The 13,228-nt window shown below is 62.5% G+C and carries 11 protein-coding genes and 1 pseudogene; 2 read left to right on the top strand and 10 right to left on the bottom strand.

What is annotated here, in order from left to right; translation table 11 throughout:
• Positions 1 to 64: 64 nt before the first annotated feature.
• Positions 65 to 1,015, bottom strand: a pseudogene (locus ACF8RA_RS00805) (EAL domain-containing protein); the annotation flags it as partial.
• 118 nt (positions 1,016 to 1,133) lie between these two features.
• Entirely contained in the window at positions 1,134 to 3,215 is a 2,082-nt protein-coding gene (locus ACF8RA_RS00800; protein ID WP_176685015.1) for a carboxy terminal-processing peptidase, read from the bottom strand.
• 139 nt (positions 3,216 to 3,354) lie between these two features.
• On the opposite strand from ACF8RA_RS00800, the gene ACF8RA_RS00795 reads away from it, so the two are divergent.
• A complete protein-coding gene (locus ACF8RA_RS00795) occupies positions 3,355 to 4,317 on the top strand; it encodes an NAD(P)H-quinone oxidoreductase (protein ID WP_392518680.1) in 963 nt (320 codons plus the stop codon).
• 119 nt (positions 4,318 to 4,436) lie between these two features.
• Here ACF8RA_RS00795 and ACF8RA_RS00790 read toward each other — a convergent pair whose 3' ends face one another.
• The 6 genes from ACF8RA_RS00790 to ACF8RA_RS00765 all read right to left on the bottom strand — a co-directional run bounded on the left by ACF8RA_RS00790 (position 4,437) and on the right by ACF8RA_RS00765 (position 9,716).
• Positions 4,437 to 5,090 (bottom strand): HAD family phosphatase, encoded by a 654-nt coding sequence (locus ACF8RA_RS00790; RefSeq protein ID WP_176685017.1) that lies wholly within the window; start codon positions 5,088 to 5,090, stop codon positions 4,437 to 4,439.
• 14 nt (positions 5,091 to 5,104) lie between these two features.
• A complete protein-coding gene (locus tag ACF8RA_RS00785; protein WP_176685018.1) occupies positions 5,105 to 6,094 on the bottom strand; it encodes an ABC transporter ATP-binding protein in 990 nt (329 codons plus the stop codon).
• Between the two features lies 1 nt (position 6,095).
• Positions 6,096 to 6,890 carry an ABC transporter permease gene (locus ACF8RA_RS00780; RefSeq protein WP_176685019.1) on the bottom strand — a complete coding sequence of 265 codons (795 nt, stop codon included), beginning with the start codon at positions 6,888 to 6,890 and terminating at the stop codon, positions 6,096 to 6,098.
• A complete protein-coding gene (locus ACF8RA_RS00775; protein WP_103469327.1) occupies positions 6,880 to 7,719 on the bottom strand; it encodes an ABC transporter permease subunit in 840 nt (279 codons plus the stop codon). The genes ACF8RA_RS00780 and ACF8RA_RS00775 overlap by 11 nt, the downstream gene beginning before the upstream one ends.
• Positions 7,716 to 8,522, bottom strand: a complete 807-nt coding sequence (locus ACF8RA_RS00770) for an alkaline phosphatase family protein (protein ID WP_003252558.1) — start codon at positions 8,520 to 8,522, stop codon at positions 7,716 to 7,718. The genes ACF8RA_RS00775 and ACF8RA_RS00770 overlap by 4 nt, the downstream gene beginning before the upstream one ends.
• A gap of 129 nt (positions 8,523 to 8,651) precedes the next feature.
• Positions 8,652 to 9,716, bottom strand: a complete 1,065-nt coding sequence (locus tag ACF8RA_RS00765; RefSeq protein WP_021782479.1) for an ABC transporter substrate-binding protein — start codon at positions 9,714 to 9,716, stop codon at positions 8,652 to 8,654.
• A 328-nt stretch (positions 9,717 to 10,044) separates the two neighbouring features.
• On the opposite strand from ACF8RA_RS00765, the gene ACF8RA_RS00760 reads away from it, so the two are divergent.
• Entirely contained in the window at positions 10,045 to 10,758 is a 714-nt protein-coding gene (locus ACF8RA_RS00760) for a UTRA domain-containing protein (protein ID WP_176685021.1), read from the top strand.
• Between the two features lie 31 nt (positions 10,759 to 10,789).
• On the opposite strand, the gene ACF8RA_RS00755 is transcribed toward ACF8RA_RS00760, so the two are convergent.
• Both ACF8RA_RS00755 and ACF8RA_RS00750 read right to left on the bottom strand, forming a co-directional pair.
• Positions 10,790 to 12,937: a mechanosensitive ion channel family protein gene (locus ACF8RA_RS00755; protein WP_392515289.1), complete on the bottom strand. Its 2,148-nt coding sequence runs from the start codon at positions 12,935 to 12,937 to the stop codon at positions 10,790 to 10,792.
• 44 nt (positions 12,938 to 12,981) lie between these two features.
• Positions 12,982 to 13,149 (bottom strand): hypothetical protein, encoded by a 168-nt coding sequence (locus ACF8RA_RS00750; protein WP_016501052.1) that lies wholly within the window; start codon positions 13,147 to 13,149, stop codon positions 12,982 to 12,984.
• Positions 13,150 to 13,228: the final 79 nt, after the last annotated feature.

Here is a 13,228-nt window from a genome sequence, read left to right as displayed (position 1 = left end):
TATTCGCGGGTAAACCCGCTCCTACCACGGTGGTGGGCACACATCGGGGGTTGGAATCAGGCTGTTGTAGGAGCGGGTTCACCCGCGAATAGGCCGGCACAGGCAGCGCATCCCTGTGAATCAACCCGCACCCCCTGCCATCGGCATCCACCACTTCCAATGCCTCCAGGTGCTGGTATCGGCCAAATAGCTCCAGCAGCTGCCCGATCGTGGCATTCAAGTGCACTGTCGGTTGTTCAGCCAGTGGCACCTGCGTCAGTGCTGGTAAAAGCCCGCTGTCGCGTACCCCCATCTCCTGTGGCCGCCCTAACAAGTAGCCCTGCACCAGGTCCACGCCCATCTCCACCAGCACCGCCAGCTCTTCCGCCAGCTCGATGCCCTCGGCAATCACCTGTGCCTTCGATGCCCGGGCGATCTGCAAGATAGAGCCAACAAACTCGCGCTTGAGCGGGTCACGGTGGATGCCGTCAATGAAGTGCCGGTCGATCTTCACGTATTCGGGGCGCAGCTCCGACCACAGGCGCAGGCTGGAATATCCCGCGCCCAGGTCGTCGATGGCAATCGAGAAGCCCATGTCGCGATAGTGGTGCAGGGCATTGGACAGCAGCTGGAAATCGTCGGTGGGCGTGTGCTCGGTCAACTCGATCACCACCCGGCTGGGCGGCAGGCCAACCTGTTCGAGCAGTTTCAGGGTCAGGCCAGAAGGGTAGTGCGGCTCCAGCAGCGATTCGGGCGAGATGTTGAGAAACAGTTTGCCCTGCAGTTGCTGCTCGCTGAAGCGTCGGCAGGCGCTTTCTCGGCAAGCGGCTTCCAGCTCGGTCAGGCGGCCGGCCTGGCGGGCGATGGTAAACAGGTTGAGCGGCGCATGCAGCGGGCTGTTGGACGGACCACGGCTCAGCGCCTCATGGCCGAACACCCTATGTTCACTCAGGCACACGATAGGCTGGAACAGACTGTGAATACTGCGTTGAGCCAGGATGGCACTCAAGGCACTGAGCTGTTCGGCAACGGTCATGATGTATTCCTGAAAATGAAAAGGCCGGGCATCTACATGCCCGGCCCCCATATTTCACGACAGCACGATGACTGTTTGATGACAGGTCGCATTATTCTGCCATCATTGCTGAGGTGCCTTACTTCTTGGCCACCTTGGTGCTGGCACTGAGGTAGTCGATCAGGATGCGACCGGTTTCCGCAAGGTAAGCGTCGTCTTCCGGCTTGGTGTTTTCATCCTCGACCGGCAGAGCGTCTTCGTCCTCTTTCTTCAGCTCTTTCAGCGGTTCTTCACCCTTGGCCTTGCGGCGGATGTTTTCCAGCGCCAGTTGCTTGGTCTCGATGCTGTCGTGGCGGGCGCGGCGTTCCTGTTCGTTGAGGCTGACGGTTTTCTCGTTCATCAGCTTCTGGGTCAGGGCCAGGCGGTCGCGGATGTAGGTGAACTCGGCATCCTTGTCGCTGCGTGCCTCATGCTGCGCCTTGAGCTGGGCCAGGAACGGCCTGAACGGATCGGCTACAGGCTTGACCACCGGGCGGATGGTGTCCCACGGCATGGCCTCTGGCAGGGCGCTCTCGCCGATTTCCTTGGTGTCGATGATCGATGGGTAGTCGATGTCCGGCAGTACCCCCTGATGCTGGGTGCTCTGCCCGGAAACGCGGTAGAACTTGGCCAGGGTCAGCTTCAGCTCGCCATGGTTGAGCGGCTGGATGGTCTGCACGGTGCCTTTGCCGAAGGTCTGGCCACCGATGATCAGCGCGCGGTGGTAGTCCTGCATGGCACCGGCGAAGATCTCCGATGCCGAGGCCGACAGGCGGTTGACCAGCAATGCCAGCGGGCCCTTGTAGAAGGCCCCCGGGTTTTCGTCTTCCAGCACGTCGACGCGGCCGTCACTATTGCGCACCAGCACGGTCGGGCCTTTTTCGATGAACAGGCTGGTCAGCTCGGTGGCTTCCTGCAGCGAGCCGCCGCCGTTGTTGCGCAGGTCGATGACCACGCCATCGACTTTTTCTTTTTGCAGTTCGGTGAGCAGCTTCTTCACGTCACGCGTGGTGCTCTTGTACTCCGGGTCGCCCGCACGGTAGGCCTTGAAGTCCAGGTAGAAGGCTGGAATCTCGATGATGCCCAGCTTGTAGTCACGCCCGTCCTGCTTGAGCTTGAGCACCGACTTCTTCGCCGCCTGCTCTTCAAGCTTCACCGCTTCACGGGTGATCGACACAATCTTGCTGGTCTGGTCGCTAGGTGCATTGCTGGCCGGGATGATTTCCAGGCGCACCACCGAGCCTTTTGGGCCACGGATCAGCTTGACCACTTCGTCCAAGCGCCAGCCCACCACGTCGACCATTTCCTTGTTGCCCTGGGCTACGCCGATGATTTTGTCGGCCGGGGCCACCTGCTTGGTCTTGGCTGCCGGGCCTGCCGGCACCAGGCGCACGATCTTGACCTGGTCGTTGTCGCTTTGCAGCACCGCACCGATGCCTTCGAGCGACAGGCTCATGTTGATGTCGAAGTTCTCGGCGTTGTCCGGCGACAGGTAGTTGGTGTGTGGGTCGTAGGACTGGGCGAAGGTGTTGATGTAGGCCTGGAAGATGTCCTCGGCACGGGTCTGATCCAGGCGCGCGAGCTGGTTCTTGTAACGCTTGATCAGGGTTTCCTGGATCTGCTTGGGTTCCTTGCCGGCGATCTTCTGGCGCAGCACTTCGTCTTTCACGCGTTTGCGCCACAAGTCGTCGAGCTCGGCCTGGTTCTTCATCCACGGTGCGTCCTTGCGATCGATCAGCAAGGTTTCCTTGGTGGTGAAGTCCATCTTGTCCACGCCCTTGTTCAGCTCGGCCAGGGCGAAGTCCAGGCGTTGCTTGACGCGGTCGAGGTAGCGTTTGTAGATGGTGAAGCCCGGGTCCAGGTTGCCGCTCTTGAGGAAATCGTCGAATTGCCTTTTCCATTTATCGAATTCGGCAATGTCGGCAGCGGTGAAGTAGCTGCGCGCCGGGTCCAGCAGCTTGATGTAGCTGTCGTAGATAATGACCGAACGGGCATCGTCCAGAGGTGGCTTGCTGTAGTGGTGGCGCTTGAGCAATTCCACCACGTTGAGGCTGGCGACGATCTCGTCGCGGTCGGGCTGCAGGCTGTCCCACTTGTTGGCGGCCGCCGCATTGCCGCCGAGCGTGAGGCTGCCCAGGCCGATCATCACAGCCAGTGCGGTGCTTGGAAGGAAATGCTTCATGCTGATTCGACGTGGAGGCAATTGATCACGCATAGTAGGCCGTCTTTTCCGTTGCCGGTTCCATGGAGCCGGGCAAATACTGCAAAAGGCCTGAGGTAAGCGACCTCAGGCCCAGTCATGATTCAACTATGGAGGCACTGTGAAGGCATTGCAAGGCGTTGACGGACATGTGGAGTGGGTCGAGGCCGAGCGCCCGACCTGTGACGCGGGCCAAGTGCGCATTCGCGTGGCCGCAGCGGGGCTGAACCGCGCCGACCTGCTGCAGATGAAAGGTTTGTACCCGCCACCACCAGGTGCCAGCCCGTACATGGGACTGGAGTGTTCCGGGGTGATTGAAGAGGTGGGGGCTGGTGCCGATTGGCGCGTGGGTGACCGCGTTTGCGCCCTGCTGGCCAGCGGCGCCATGGCCGAGGAAGTGGTGGTCGATGCCCGTCACGTCCTGCCGGTACCCGAAGGCCTTGGCCTGCATGAGGCGGCAGCGCTGCCGGAGGTGTATGCCACCGCCTGGCTGAACATCTTCCAGCTCGGTGTGGTGAAGGCTGGCGAGAAGGTGCTGGTGCACGCCGGCGCCAGTGGCGTTGGCTCGGCCGCCATCCAGCTGTGCAAGGCGTTCGGCAGCCCGGTGTGGGTCAGCGTCGGTTCGCAGGATCGTCTGGCCTACTGCCAAGCGCTGGGCGCTGCGGGTGGTGTGGTCCGTAACGAGAACCTGGACGAGCTGGAAGGTTTTGGCCCGTTCGACGTGATTCTCGACCCGGTGGGCGCTAGCTACGGTGAGCTGAACCTCAAACTGCTGGCCCGCGACGGTCGCTGGGTGATCATCGGCCTGATGGGCGGACGCAAGTTTGAGCTGGACCTGGCCCAAGTGCTGGGCAAGCGCCTGGAAATCACCGGTTCCACCCTGCGCAACCGTGACGACGGCTTCAAGGCCGAGCTGCTGAGCGAACTGCAGCAGCACGTATGGCCACTGTTTGCCGAGGGGCGTTTGTCGCCGCAGCTGGTCGATACCTATCCGGTGGAGTTTGCCCAGGCGGCGTATGCCGAGCTGGAGACCAATCAGGTGTCGGGCAAGCTGGTGATGGTGATCGACCCGAGCCTGGTGTAAGCCGGCCAGGCCCCTTCACGGGTAAACCCGCACCTGCATTGAGATCGCCACAATTTGAACACTGTGCGATGTAGGAGCGGGTTTACCCGCGAAGAAGCCGGCACAACCCACAAAAACCTTCAGCTCCAGCTCAGAATCGGCCACCCATTGATCTCGGCATGCTCGCGCAACACCGCATCCGGGTTCACCACATGCGGATGATCCACCTTCAACAGCAACGGCAAGTCATTCCTCGAATCGGAATAGAAACTCGCGCCTTCCAGGTTTTCCTGCTCCTGATCCAGCCACTCCAGCAAGCGAGTGATCTTGCCCTCACGATAGGTCAGCACCCCGAGGGTCTTGCCGGTGTACACCCCGTTCACTGCCTCCAGCTCGATGGCCAGGTACTCATCCACGCCCAGTCTCGCGGCAATCGGCCCGACCAGGTGCGTACCCGACGCGGAAATGATCAGGATGCGATCCCCACGCTTGCGGTGCTCGGCAATGCAGCGGCAGGCGTCACCGTAGATGATCGGTTCGATCACTTCTTCGACCCACGGTGCCACCAGGTGCTCGACTTCTTCCAGGGTACGCCCGGCAATCGGCTCCAGGCTGAAGGCCATGTAGTCCTCCATCTGCAGGTGGCCCCTGCCATAAGCTTCCATCAGTTCATGGTCGCGGCGCAGGAAATCCTTGCCGTCGACCCAGCCCAACCGGGCCATCTGCTCGCTCCACAGTGAGGCGCAGTCGCCGTGGATCAGGGTTTCATCCAGATCGAAAATTGCCAGTGCCATGGTGTTGAGTCTCCTTAAGCCACTTCCCGCAGCGCAGTGGGGTCGATCGACACGCTTACCCGTTTCCCGTCCGCGTGCAGGTCGGCCGGCGAGCGGTTGAGCACATCGACCACCAGCTCCACTTCGCGCACCCGCACCCGGTAGCGGATCACGTTGCCCAGCAGGCTGTGGCTGCGCACCTCAGCGTCCAGCTCGCCGTGCTCGCCAAGGGTGATCGACTCCGGGCGGATCGCCAGGCGGCTGGCCACCGGGCGCTGCAGCAGGCGGCTGGCGCTGTCGGCGTCGAGCAGGTTGTAGTTGCCGATGAATCCGGCGGCAAACAGGTCCACGGGGGCGGTGTAGAGGGTTTCGGCATCGCCGCTCTGGACGATGCGCCCTTGGTTCATCAGGAAGATGCGGTCGGACATGGTCAGCGCTTCCTCCTGATCGTGAGTGACGAATATGGTGGTCAGCCCCAGTTCGCGCTGGATGGCGCGAATCTGCTCGCGCAGGTGCTTGCGGATACGCGCATCCAGCGCCGACAACGGTTCGTCGAGCAGCAGCAGGCGCGGGCGGGTGACCAGTGAGCGTGCCAGGGCCACGCGCTGGCACTGGCCGCCGGAAAGCTGGTGCGGGTAGCGCCCGGCGAACTTGCCCAGCTCCACCAGCGCCAGCACCTCGTGTACCCGCAGTTGGCTTTCGTCGGCCTTGACCTTCTGCATGCGCAGGCCAAAGGCAACATTCTGCTCCACGGTCATGTTAGGGAACAGCGCGTAGCTCTGGAACACCATGCCGATGCCACGCTTTTGCGGGCTTAGCGGCACGATGTCTTGGCCGTCGAGCAGTATCTGCCCGCTGTCCACCGGGGTCAGCCCGGCAATGCAACGCAGCAGGGTGGACTTGCCGCAGCCGGACGGGCCGAGCAGGGTGACGAATTCGCCGCGTTCGATGTGGCAGTCGATACTCTCGAACACCGGGCTGCCGGCGTAGCTTTTCTGCAGTTTCTGTACGCTGACGAAGCTCATGTCAGGTCTTGTCCTTGTTCAGGCGGTTGGCGACCCAGGTCAGTACCAGCACGAAGGCGAAGTAGGAGATCACCAGCGCGCTGTTGAAGTGGCCGCTGCTGTTGCGCATGTTGTTCAGGTACACCTGCAGGGTCTCGTAGCGGGTGCCGACCAGCAGGTTGGCAAACACGAATTCGCCGAACAGGAACGAGAACGACAGCAGCACTGCCACCATCAGGCCCTGGCGCAGGTTCGGCAGCACCACCAGCAGTGCGGCCTGCCAGGTGCTGGCGCCGAGCAGCTGCGCGGCGTCCATCAGGTCGCGCAGGTTGATGGCCTGCAGGTTGTTGGTGATGGCCCGGTACATGAACGGCAGGGCGATGGTGAAGTAGCAGCCGATCAGGATCCACGGTGTGCCGACCATGGCCATCGGCCCGCTGCCATACAGCTGCAGCAGCCCCACCGACGACACCACTGGCGGCACCGCGAATGGCAGCAGGATGAGGATGTTCATCAGCGCGTCGAGCCGCGGGAAGTGGTAATGCACCACGAACAGCAGTGGCAAGATCAGCACCACCGACAGCAGCAGTGCACCTACGCACACCAGCAGCGACTGGCCGAAGGCCGCAAGGAAGCGCGGCTCGCTCCACAGCGCCGCATACCACTTGAGGGTCAGGCCGCTGGGCAGCAGGGTCGCCGACCAGCTGGTGGCCAGCGAGTAGAGGAGGGTGCCGGCCAGGGGCAGCAGCAGGATCAGGAACAGCAGGTAGACCACGAGGCGGTGGTACCAGCCGCCGGAACGGATGTCAGCGCGCATGGTAGCTCCTTTTCAGCAGCCATTGATGCACCACCGTGACCAGCGTCATCAGCCCCACCAGCACCATTGCCAGGGCGCTGGCCAGGTTCGGATCGAGGCTGATGTCGCCCGCCACCAGGCCGGCGATGCGGATCGGCAGTACGTTGAAGTTGCCGGTGGTCAGTGCGTACACGGTGGCGTAGGCGCCGAGGGCATTGGCCAGCAGGATGACGAAAGTGCCCAGCAGCGCCGGGGCCAGCACCGGCAGGCCGATGTGCCGCCAGTACTGCCAGTGGTTGGCGCCCAGCAGCGCGGCTGACTCGCGCCAGTCTTCGCGCAGGGCGTCGAAGGCGGGGTAGAGCAGCAATACGCCCAGCGGGATCTGGAAGTAGGTGTACACCAGGATCAACCCGCTTTTGGAATAGATACTGAAGTCCTCCAGCAGGCCAACTTGCTTCAGCAGCAGGGTCAGCGCGCCGTTGAAGCCGAGCAGGATGATGAAGGCAAAGGCCAGCGGCACACCGGCAAAGTTGCTGGTCATGTTGGCGAAGGCGCTGACGAAGTCGCGCAGCTTCGAGTCCACCTGGCGCAGCGAGTAGGCGCCGAGGGTCGCAATGACGATGCCGAACACGCTCGACCAGAAGCTGATTTCCAGGCTGCGTTGCAACGCCTGCAGGTAGAACTTGGAGGCGAACACCTTGCTGAAGTTGTCGATGCCCCAGCCGGCTTCCGATTGCAGGCTGTTGATCGCCACCCAGGCCAGTGGGGCGACCTGGAAGATGACGAAGAACACGGCGAACGGCAGCAGGCAGAGCAGGGCCAGGTAGCGGCCACGTATGCCGCCACTCACTTCAGTAGCTCCCGGCAAACCGTCTTGTCGTGCGCGGCGCCCAGCAGCTCGCAGATGGTGCCGCACAGTTCGGTCTGCAGTGGTTTGGCGGCCGGGTCCAGGCTGAAGGCGTCGCCGAAGACGAACAGCGGCACTTCACGTTCTTCAGCCAGCAGGCCGTTGTGCGAACGGTCGTTGTTCATGCCGTGGTCGGCGGTGACCAATACCTGGTAGCCCTCTTCGAGCCAACCGGGCAGGTAGTCGGCCAGCAGGATGTCGACGCTGCGTGCAGCATTGCGATACTGGCTGCTGTCCAGGCCGTGGCGGTGACCCACGTCGTCAACGCTCATCGGGTGCACCAGCAGGAAGTTGGGGGCGTGACGGCGGCGCAGGTACTCGCCATCGGCCAGAAGGTGCGAATCGGGGTAACGGTCGTCCCAGTAGAACAGCCCGTGCTGGATCGGCAGCTTCGGCGCGTGGGTGTGGCGGTCGCGCTGCGGGTCGAAGGGCGAGCGATTGTACAGCTCGCTCATCCAGTGATAGGCCGCCGCCGCGGTGCCCAGGTTGGCCTCGCGGGCGTAGTGAAACACGCTGCGCTGGTTGGACAGGCGGTTGATGTTGTTGTGCACGATGCCGCTGTCGATTGGCGGCACGCCGGTGAGGATGCATTCGTACAGCGGCCGCGACAGCGATGGCAGCTCGCATTCCACGCGGTACAGCGCGGCACGGTCGGCCTCGACGTAGGCGTGCAGGTGGCCCATCGCATGGTGGGCGACCTGGTAGTTGAGGCCGTCGAGCAGGACCAGGATGACGTTGTGTTGCATGTTTTCTCCAGTCATGAACCGCGTTGGCATCTTCGCGGGTAAACCCGCTCCTACATGTATCGCGTATCCCTGTGTAGGAGCGGGTTTACCCGCGAAAGGGCCGGATCAGGCGCTACAAAGCCCGGCCCCTTACTCCATCTCGATGATCACCTGCTCCTGCCACATCTGCGGCAGTTTCTTCGAGGTGGCTTCCCAGGCCTCGGCATTCTTGATCGGTTGGGCGGCACCGTACTGGTCGTTGGGCAGTAGCTTGGCCTGCACATCCGCCGGCAGTTTCAGGTGCTCGGCCCGGATCGGCCGCGCATGCCCCTTGGCCAGGTTGATCTGCCCGGCATCGCTGAAGATGTATTCACGGGTCAGCTTGGCCGCGTTGGGGTGCTTGGCGTACTTGTTGATGACCGTGGTATAGCCGGAAATCACCGAGCCGTCCGAGGGGATCAGCACTTCAAAACGCTTGGGGTCGATCTGTTCACGGTAGCTCAGGCCGTTGAAGTCCCACACTACGCCAACTTCCACTTCGCCCTTTTCCAGGGTCTGGATGGTCGGGTTGGCCAGCGACAGGCGCTTCTGCTGCGCCAGCTTGGTGAACAACTGCAGGCCTGGCTGGATGTTCTGCTCGTCACCTTTGTAGGCGATGGCCGCAGCCAGCACGCCGTTGGCGGCCTGGGCGGCGGTGCCGACGTCACCGATGGCGACCTTGTACTTGCCTTTTTCCAGGTCATGCCAGGTTTTCGGCCGTTCCTCTTCCTTGACCAGGTCCTTGTTGATGATGAAGGCGATGGTCCCGGTATAGGCCAGCGCCCAGTGGCCGTCCTTGTCCTTGGCCCATTCCGGCACCTGGTCCCAGGTGCTTGGCTTGTAAGGCTGGCTGACGCCCTTGGTCACCGCGATCGGGCCGAAGGCGGCCCCCACGTCACCGATGTCGGCGCTGGCGTTGTCCTTCTCGGCTTCGAACTTGGCCAGTTCCTGGGCCGAACTCATGTCGGTGTCGCTGTGCTTGAGTCCGTACTTGCTGGCCAGGTCTTCCCAGGTGCCTTTCCAGTTGGCCCAGGCGTCGGGCATGCCCACGCTGTTGACAGTGCCTTCCTTGCGGGCGGCGTCTTCCAGGGCCTTGAGGTCAGTGCCAGCGGCCATAGCCGTGGTACACAACGCGATGGCCGAACCGAGCAGTGACGCCATGAAGAACTTTTTCATCCGAAGCTCCTTTGGGTGGGTGCCTTTACGATCGTTGTTCTGGGTAAAGCCGTTGCAAGCCTTTGACTGGCACCTTTGGTCTAGGTCAGCAAACCTTGAGCCAAGGTAGGCCGCTTGCGTGACAGTTTGATGTAGGGAGGGGGCCGGTGAGGGCCCTGAAGCTACAGCGTAGACCAGGTAATCGCCCCGGTTCTGCTGGCTTGGCGCGTTTCTGGCAGTACCTGGCACAAGCCTTTGTCACAGGATGTTCATCAGCCCTGCATAGGCTTGCACTATTCTCAATCTGCCCTGTGATGGGGCTGGACTAGTCCAGATAGGTAACCTTTTGATGCAGTCGACGCCCCCGCGTGCGGTAACAGCCATCTGCCATGCCCTGCAGGAGCAGATCGAGCATGGCCTGCTGGCGCCGGGCGGCAAGCTGCCGGCCGAGCGGCGGCTCAGCGAGGTGTTCGACACCACGCGCATTACCCTGCGTGAGGCGTTGGTGCAGCTTGAGGCCCAAGGCTTGATCTACCGCGAAGAGCGCCGAGGCTGGTTCGTTGCGCCGCAGCGCTTGACCTATGACCTGATCGAGCGCAGCCACTTCCATGCCATGGTGCGCGATCAGGGGCGGGTGGCCAGCACCGAACTGCTGTCGGCGAGGCTGCAGCCGGCTTCGGCTGCCATCTGTGCACGCTTGCAGCTGCCGGCGTTGTCCAGCGTGGTGCGCGTCTGCCGGTTACGGCGGATTGACGGGCGGGCGGTGCTGTATGCCGAGCACTACCTCAACCCCCGGTACTTTCCCGGCATTCTCGAACACGACCTGGCGCAGTCACTGACCGAGGTTTATGGGCGCGTGTATGGCATCGAATACGGGCAGGTGTGCTTCGAGATCCTGCCGACAGCGTTGCCGGTGGAGGCGGCCAGTGCCTTGAAAGTGTCGGCGGGCAGCCCGGGCTTGCACATTACCCGGGTCAACAGTGACCAGCATGGGCACTTGATCGACTGCGACCTCGAGTATTGGCGGCATGATGCGATCCGCATTCGTGCCCAGGCTGGATGAGGTGTTGCCTTCTTCGCGGGTAAACCCGCTCCTACGAACTGGCCTCCGTCATCCCACCCCCACCGGCTGTCACCACTTGCACCGACAATCGCGGCGTCGCCAGGTCAAGCCCGGCCTCGTCCAGCTGCCGCTTCAAGGCCAGGTTGAACGCCCGCGACACCTCCCACTGCTTGATCGGCGCGGTCTTGAAGCGCGCCCGCAAGATCGCCGAGCCTGACTCGAAGCTCTCCACCCCCTGCAGCTCCAGCGGCGACCAGATGTTGCGGCGCATCAGCGGGTCATTGCGCAGCTTCTGCCCCACTTCGCGAATCAGCGTGATCGCTTGGTCGATGTTCATGCTGTGCGGGATTGCCACGCGGAAGATCGCGTAGCCGAACTCCCGCGAGTAGTTCTTGATGCTCTTGATCTCGCTGAACGGGATGGTATGCACAATGCCGTCGATGTCGCGCAGGCGCACGGTACGAATGGTCAGCCCTTCCACCGTGCCCAGGTGGCCGCCGACATCCACATAGTCGTCGATGGCCAGCGAATCCTCGATGATGATGAACAGGCCGGTGATCAGGTCGGCCACCAGCGACTGCGCGCCAAAACCGATGGCCAGGCCGATCACACCGGCACCGGCCAGCAGCGGGGTGACGTTCATGCCCATGTTGGCCAGTGCGACGATGACCGCGATGATGAAGATGACCACGAACATCACGTTGCGGATCAACGGCATCATGGTTTGCGCACGGGCGTTGGCCAGCCCCCGGCGCGAGCCCACCAGGGCATGGTGTACGGCGGTGTCGGCAAGGATCCACACCAGCCAGGCCACCATCAGCGTTCCGGCCAGGCCCAGTAGGCGCAGGCTGACGTCATGGCCGTCACCCTCGGCGAAGCTGATCATCGACACGCCCCACACGCGCAGGCCCAACTCGATGAACACCAGCCAGATGAACAAGTGCACCAGCAGGTAGCCGAAGTTGCGCAGGCGCTCGGTGTACACCGCCTGGCGCTTGCTGGCCCGCTTGGGGTTGGCAGTATGGCGGCGCACCAGGCCGTTGAGCACCATGCACACCACCACCAGCACCGTGCACATCAGCGACTGGCGCAGGGCAGTGCTGGTGTCGCCGGCGGAGACGAAGGTGGCGAACAGCGAAATGGCCACCAGGATCAGCGCTGGAATGAACCAGAAGCTGCCGAGGATCTCGATGGTATCGCTGAGGGTGCGTCGGGTCAGGCGCCGCGACAGTGGCTGGTTGCGGATCAGGTGGGCGATCGGGCGGCGGAAGCGCAGGATGAACAACCCGGTGCACAGCGCCGCAATTACATTGGCCAAGGTCGCCAGGGCGTGGGCCAGGTGGGTACCGAGGGCCACCAGCATGCGTGGATCGCTCATCGCCTCGCCAAACGCGGCGAAGCTGCCGATCAGCCACAACGGGCGAAACGCCTGGCGCCGCAGGATGTGCAGGGCACGGTGGCGGTGTGGGCCGTCCAGCAAGGAAAAGGCGATGACGCAAATGGCCGAAAAGCAGGTACCGACCACCAGGGCGTAGGCCAGCACCATGGCCAGCGATTTGCCCAGCGATGGCGGCAGCACGAAACTCAGGTACACCGTGAACACCAGCGCGACCAACCATGGGCCAAGCTTGCGCAAGGCAAAGCGCACCAGGTCCCAGGTACGCGGGTGTTGTGGCAGTTCTTCGCTCAGGCCAAAGCGCAGGCGTAGCCGATGGCCGACCCAGTTGAAGGCATAGGCCAGCACGCTCCACACGGCAATCACTGCAGCAAAACCGAACAGGATCGCCGGCCACTGGTGCACGGGCACCATCAGCTCGGTCAGTTCGGCCTGTGCCTGTTCGATTTCCGCGGCCCAGCGGTGGAATGGACTGGCATCGCCGCTGAACTGTTTTTCAAAGTCGTGCAGGGCACCGCCGATCAGACCGAGCACACCCTGTTCAACACTGGGTTGCGATTGCCGGGTGGCGTCGCGCAGTTTTTTCAGGTCGGCCAGCAGCTTGGCCCGCTGCTGGTCATTTTCGAGGTTCTTGATCACCTCATCCAGCGATTTGCCCAGTGGCTCGGTGGCCTCTGGCTGGGCGGGCGCGCTGCCGCCCAGCAGGCCAGGCAGGCCCGCTGCTTGTGCCGGGGCAATGAAAAGCAAGAGCAGCAGGAACAGGTAACGCAGGAGGGCAGGCACTGGAAAATCTACCTCAGGTCAAACGATTGACCGAGTGTAGAGGTTTATGTCGGCAGTTTCTCGAGGATCTTCCAGCAGGTGAGGCCGAAAATACCCAAGGTGCCGATCCACATCATCAGTACACCGATGTTGCGTTCGCGCATGCTGAAGCCGATGGTCAGCAGCATCAGGAACAGGAACACCGGTACGAACAGTGACAGGAACGGGGACATGGACAGCAATCCTTTTGCAGTGGGGCCATATAACAAGCATAGCGCTTGGCAAGCGAGGCGTGATTGACCTTGAGCATGT

Origin of the sequence: Pseudomonas sp. FYR_5 (genome assembly GCF_043106315.1) — a bacterium.
In the GTDB taxonomy this organism is placed as follows: Bacteria; Pseudomonadota; Gammaproteobacteria; order Pseudomonadales; family Pseudomonadaceae; genus Aquipseudomonas; species Aquipseudomonas putida_Y.
This window is presented reverse-complemented; position numbering and strand designations above follow the sequence as displayed.

What these genes read in the sequence shown, in the direction of transcription:
- ACF8RA_RS00765 (WP_021782479.1), bottom strand. Translation starts at nt 9,716, where the DNA reads ATGAAAAAGTTCTTCATGGCGTCACTGCTCGGTTCGGCCATCGCGTTG.
- ACF8RA_RS00760 (WP_176685021.1), top strand. Translation starts at nt 10,045, where the DNA reads ATGCAGTCGACGCCCCCGCGTGCGGTAACAGCCATCTGCCATGCCCTG.
- ACF8RA_RS00750 (WP_016501052.1), bottom strand. Translation starts at nt 13,149, where the DNA reads ATGTCCCCGTTCCTGTCACTGTTCGTACCGGTGTTCCTGTTCCTGATG.
- ACF8RA_RS00790 (WP_176685017.1), bottom strand. Translation starts at nt 5,090, where the DNA reads ATGGCACTGGCAATTTTCGATCTGGATGAAACCCTGATCCACGGCGAC.
- ACF8RA_RS00780 (WP_176685019.1), bottom strand. Translation starts at nt 6,890, where the DNA reads ATGCGCGCTGACATCCGTTCCGGCGGCTGGTACCACCGCCTCGTGGTC.
- ACF8RA_RS00785 (WP_176685018.1), bottom strand. Translation starts at nt 6,094, where the DNA reads ATGAGCTTCGTCAGCGTACAGAAACTGCAGAAAAGCTACGCCGGCAGC.
- ACF8RA_RS00770 (WP_003252558.1), bottom strand. Translation starts at nt 8,522, where the DNA reads ATGCAACACAACGTCATCCTGGTCCTGCTCGACGGCCTCAACTACCAG.
- ACF8RA_RS00800 (WP_176685015.1), bottom strand. Translation starts at nt 3,215, where the DNA reads ATGAAGCATTTCCTTCCAAGCACCGCACTGGCTGTGATGATCGGCCTG.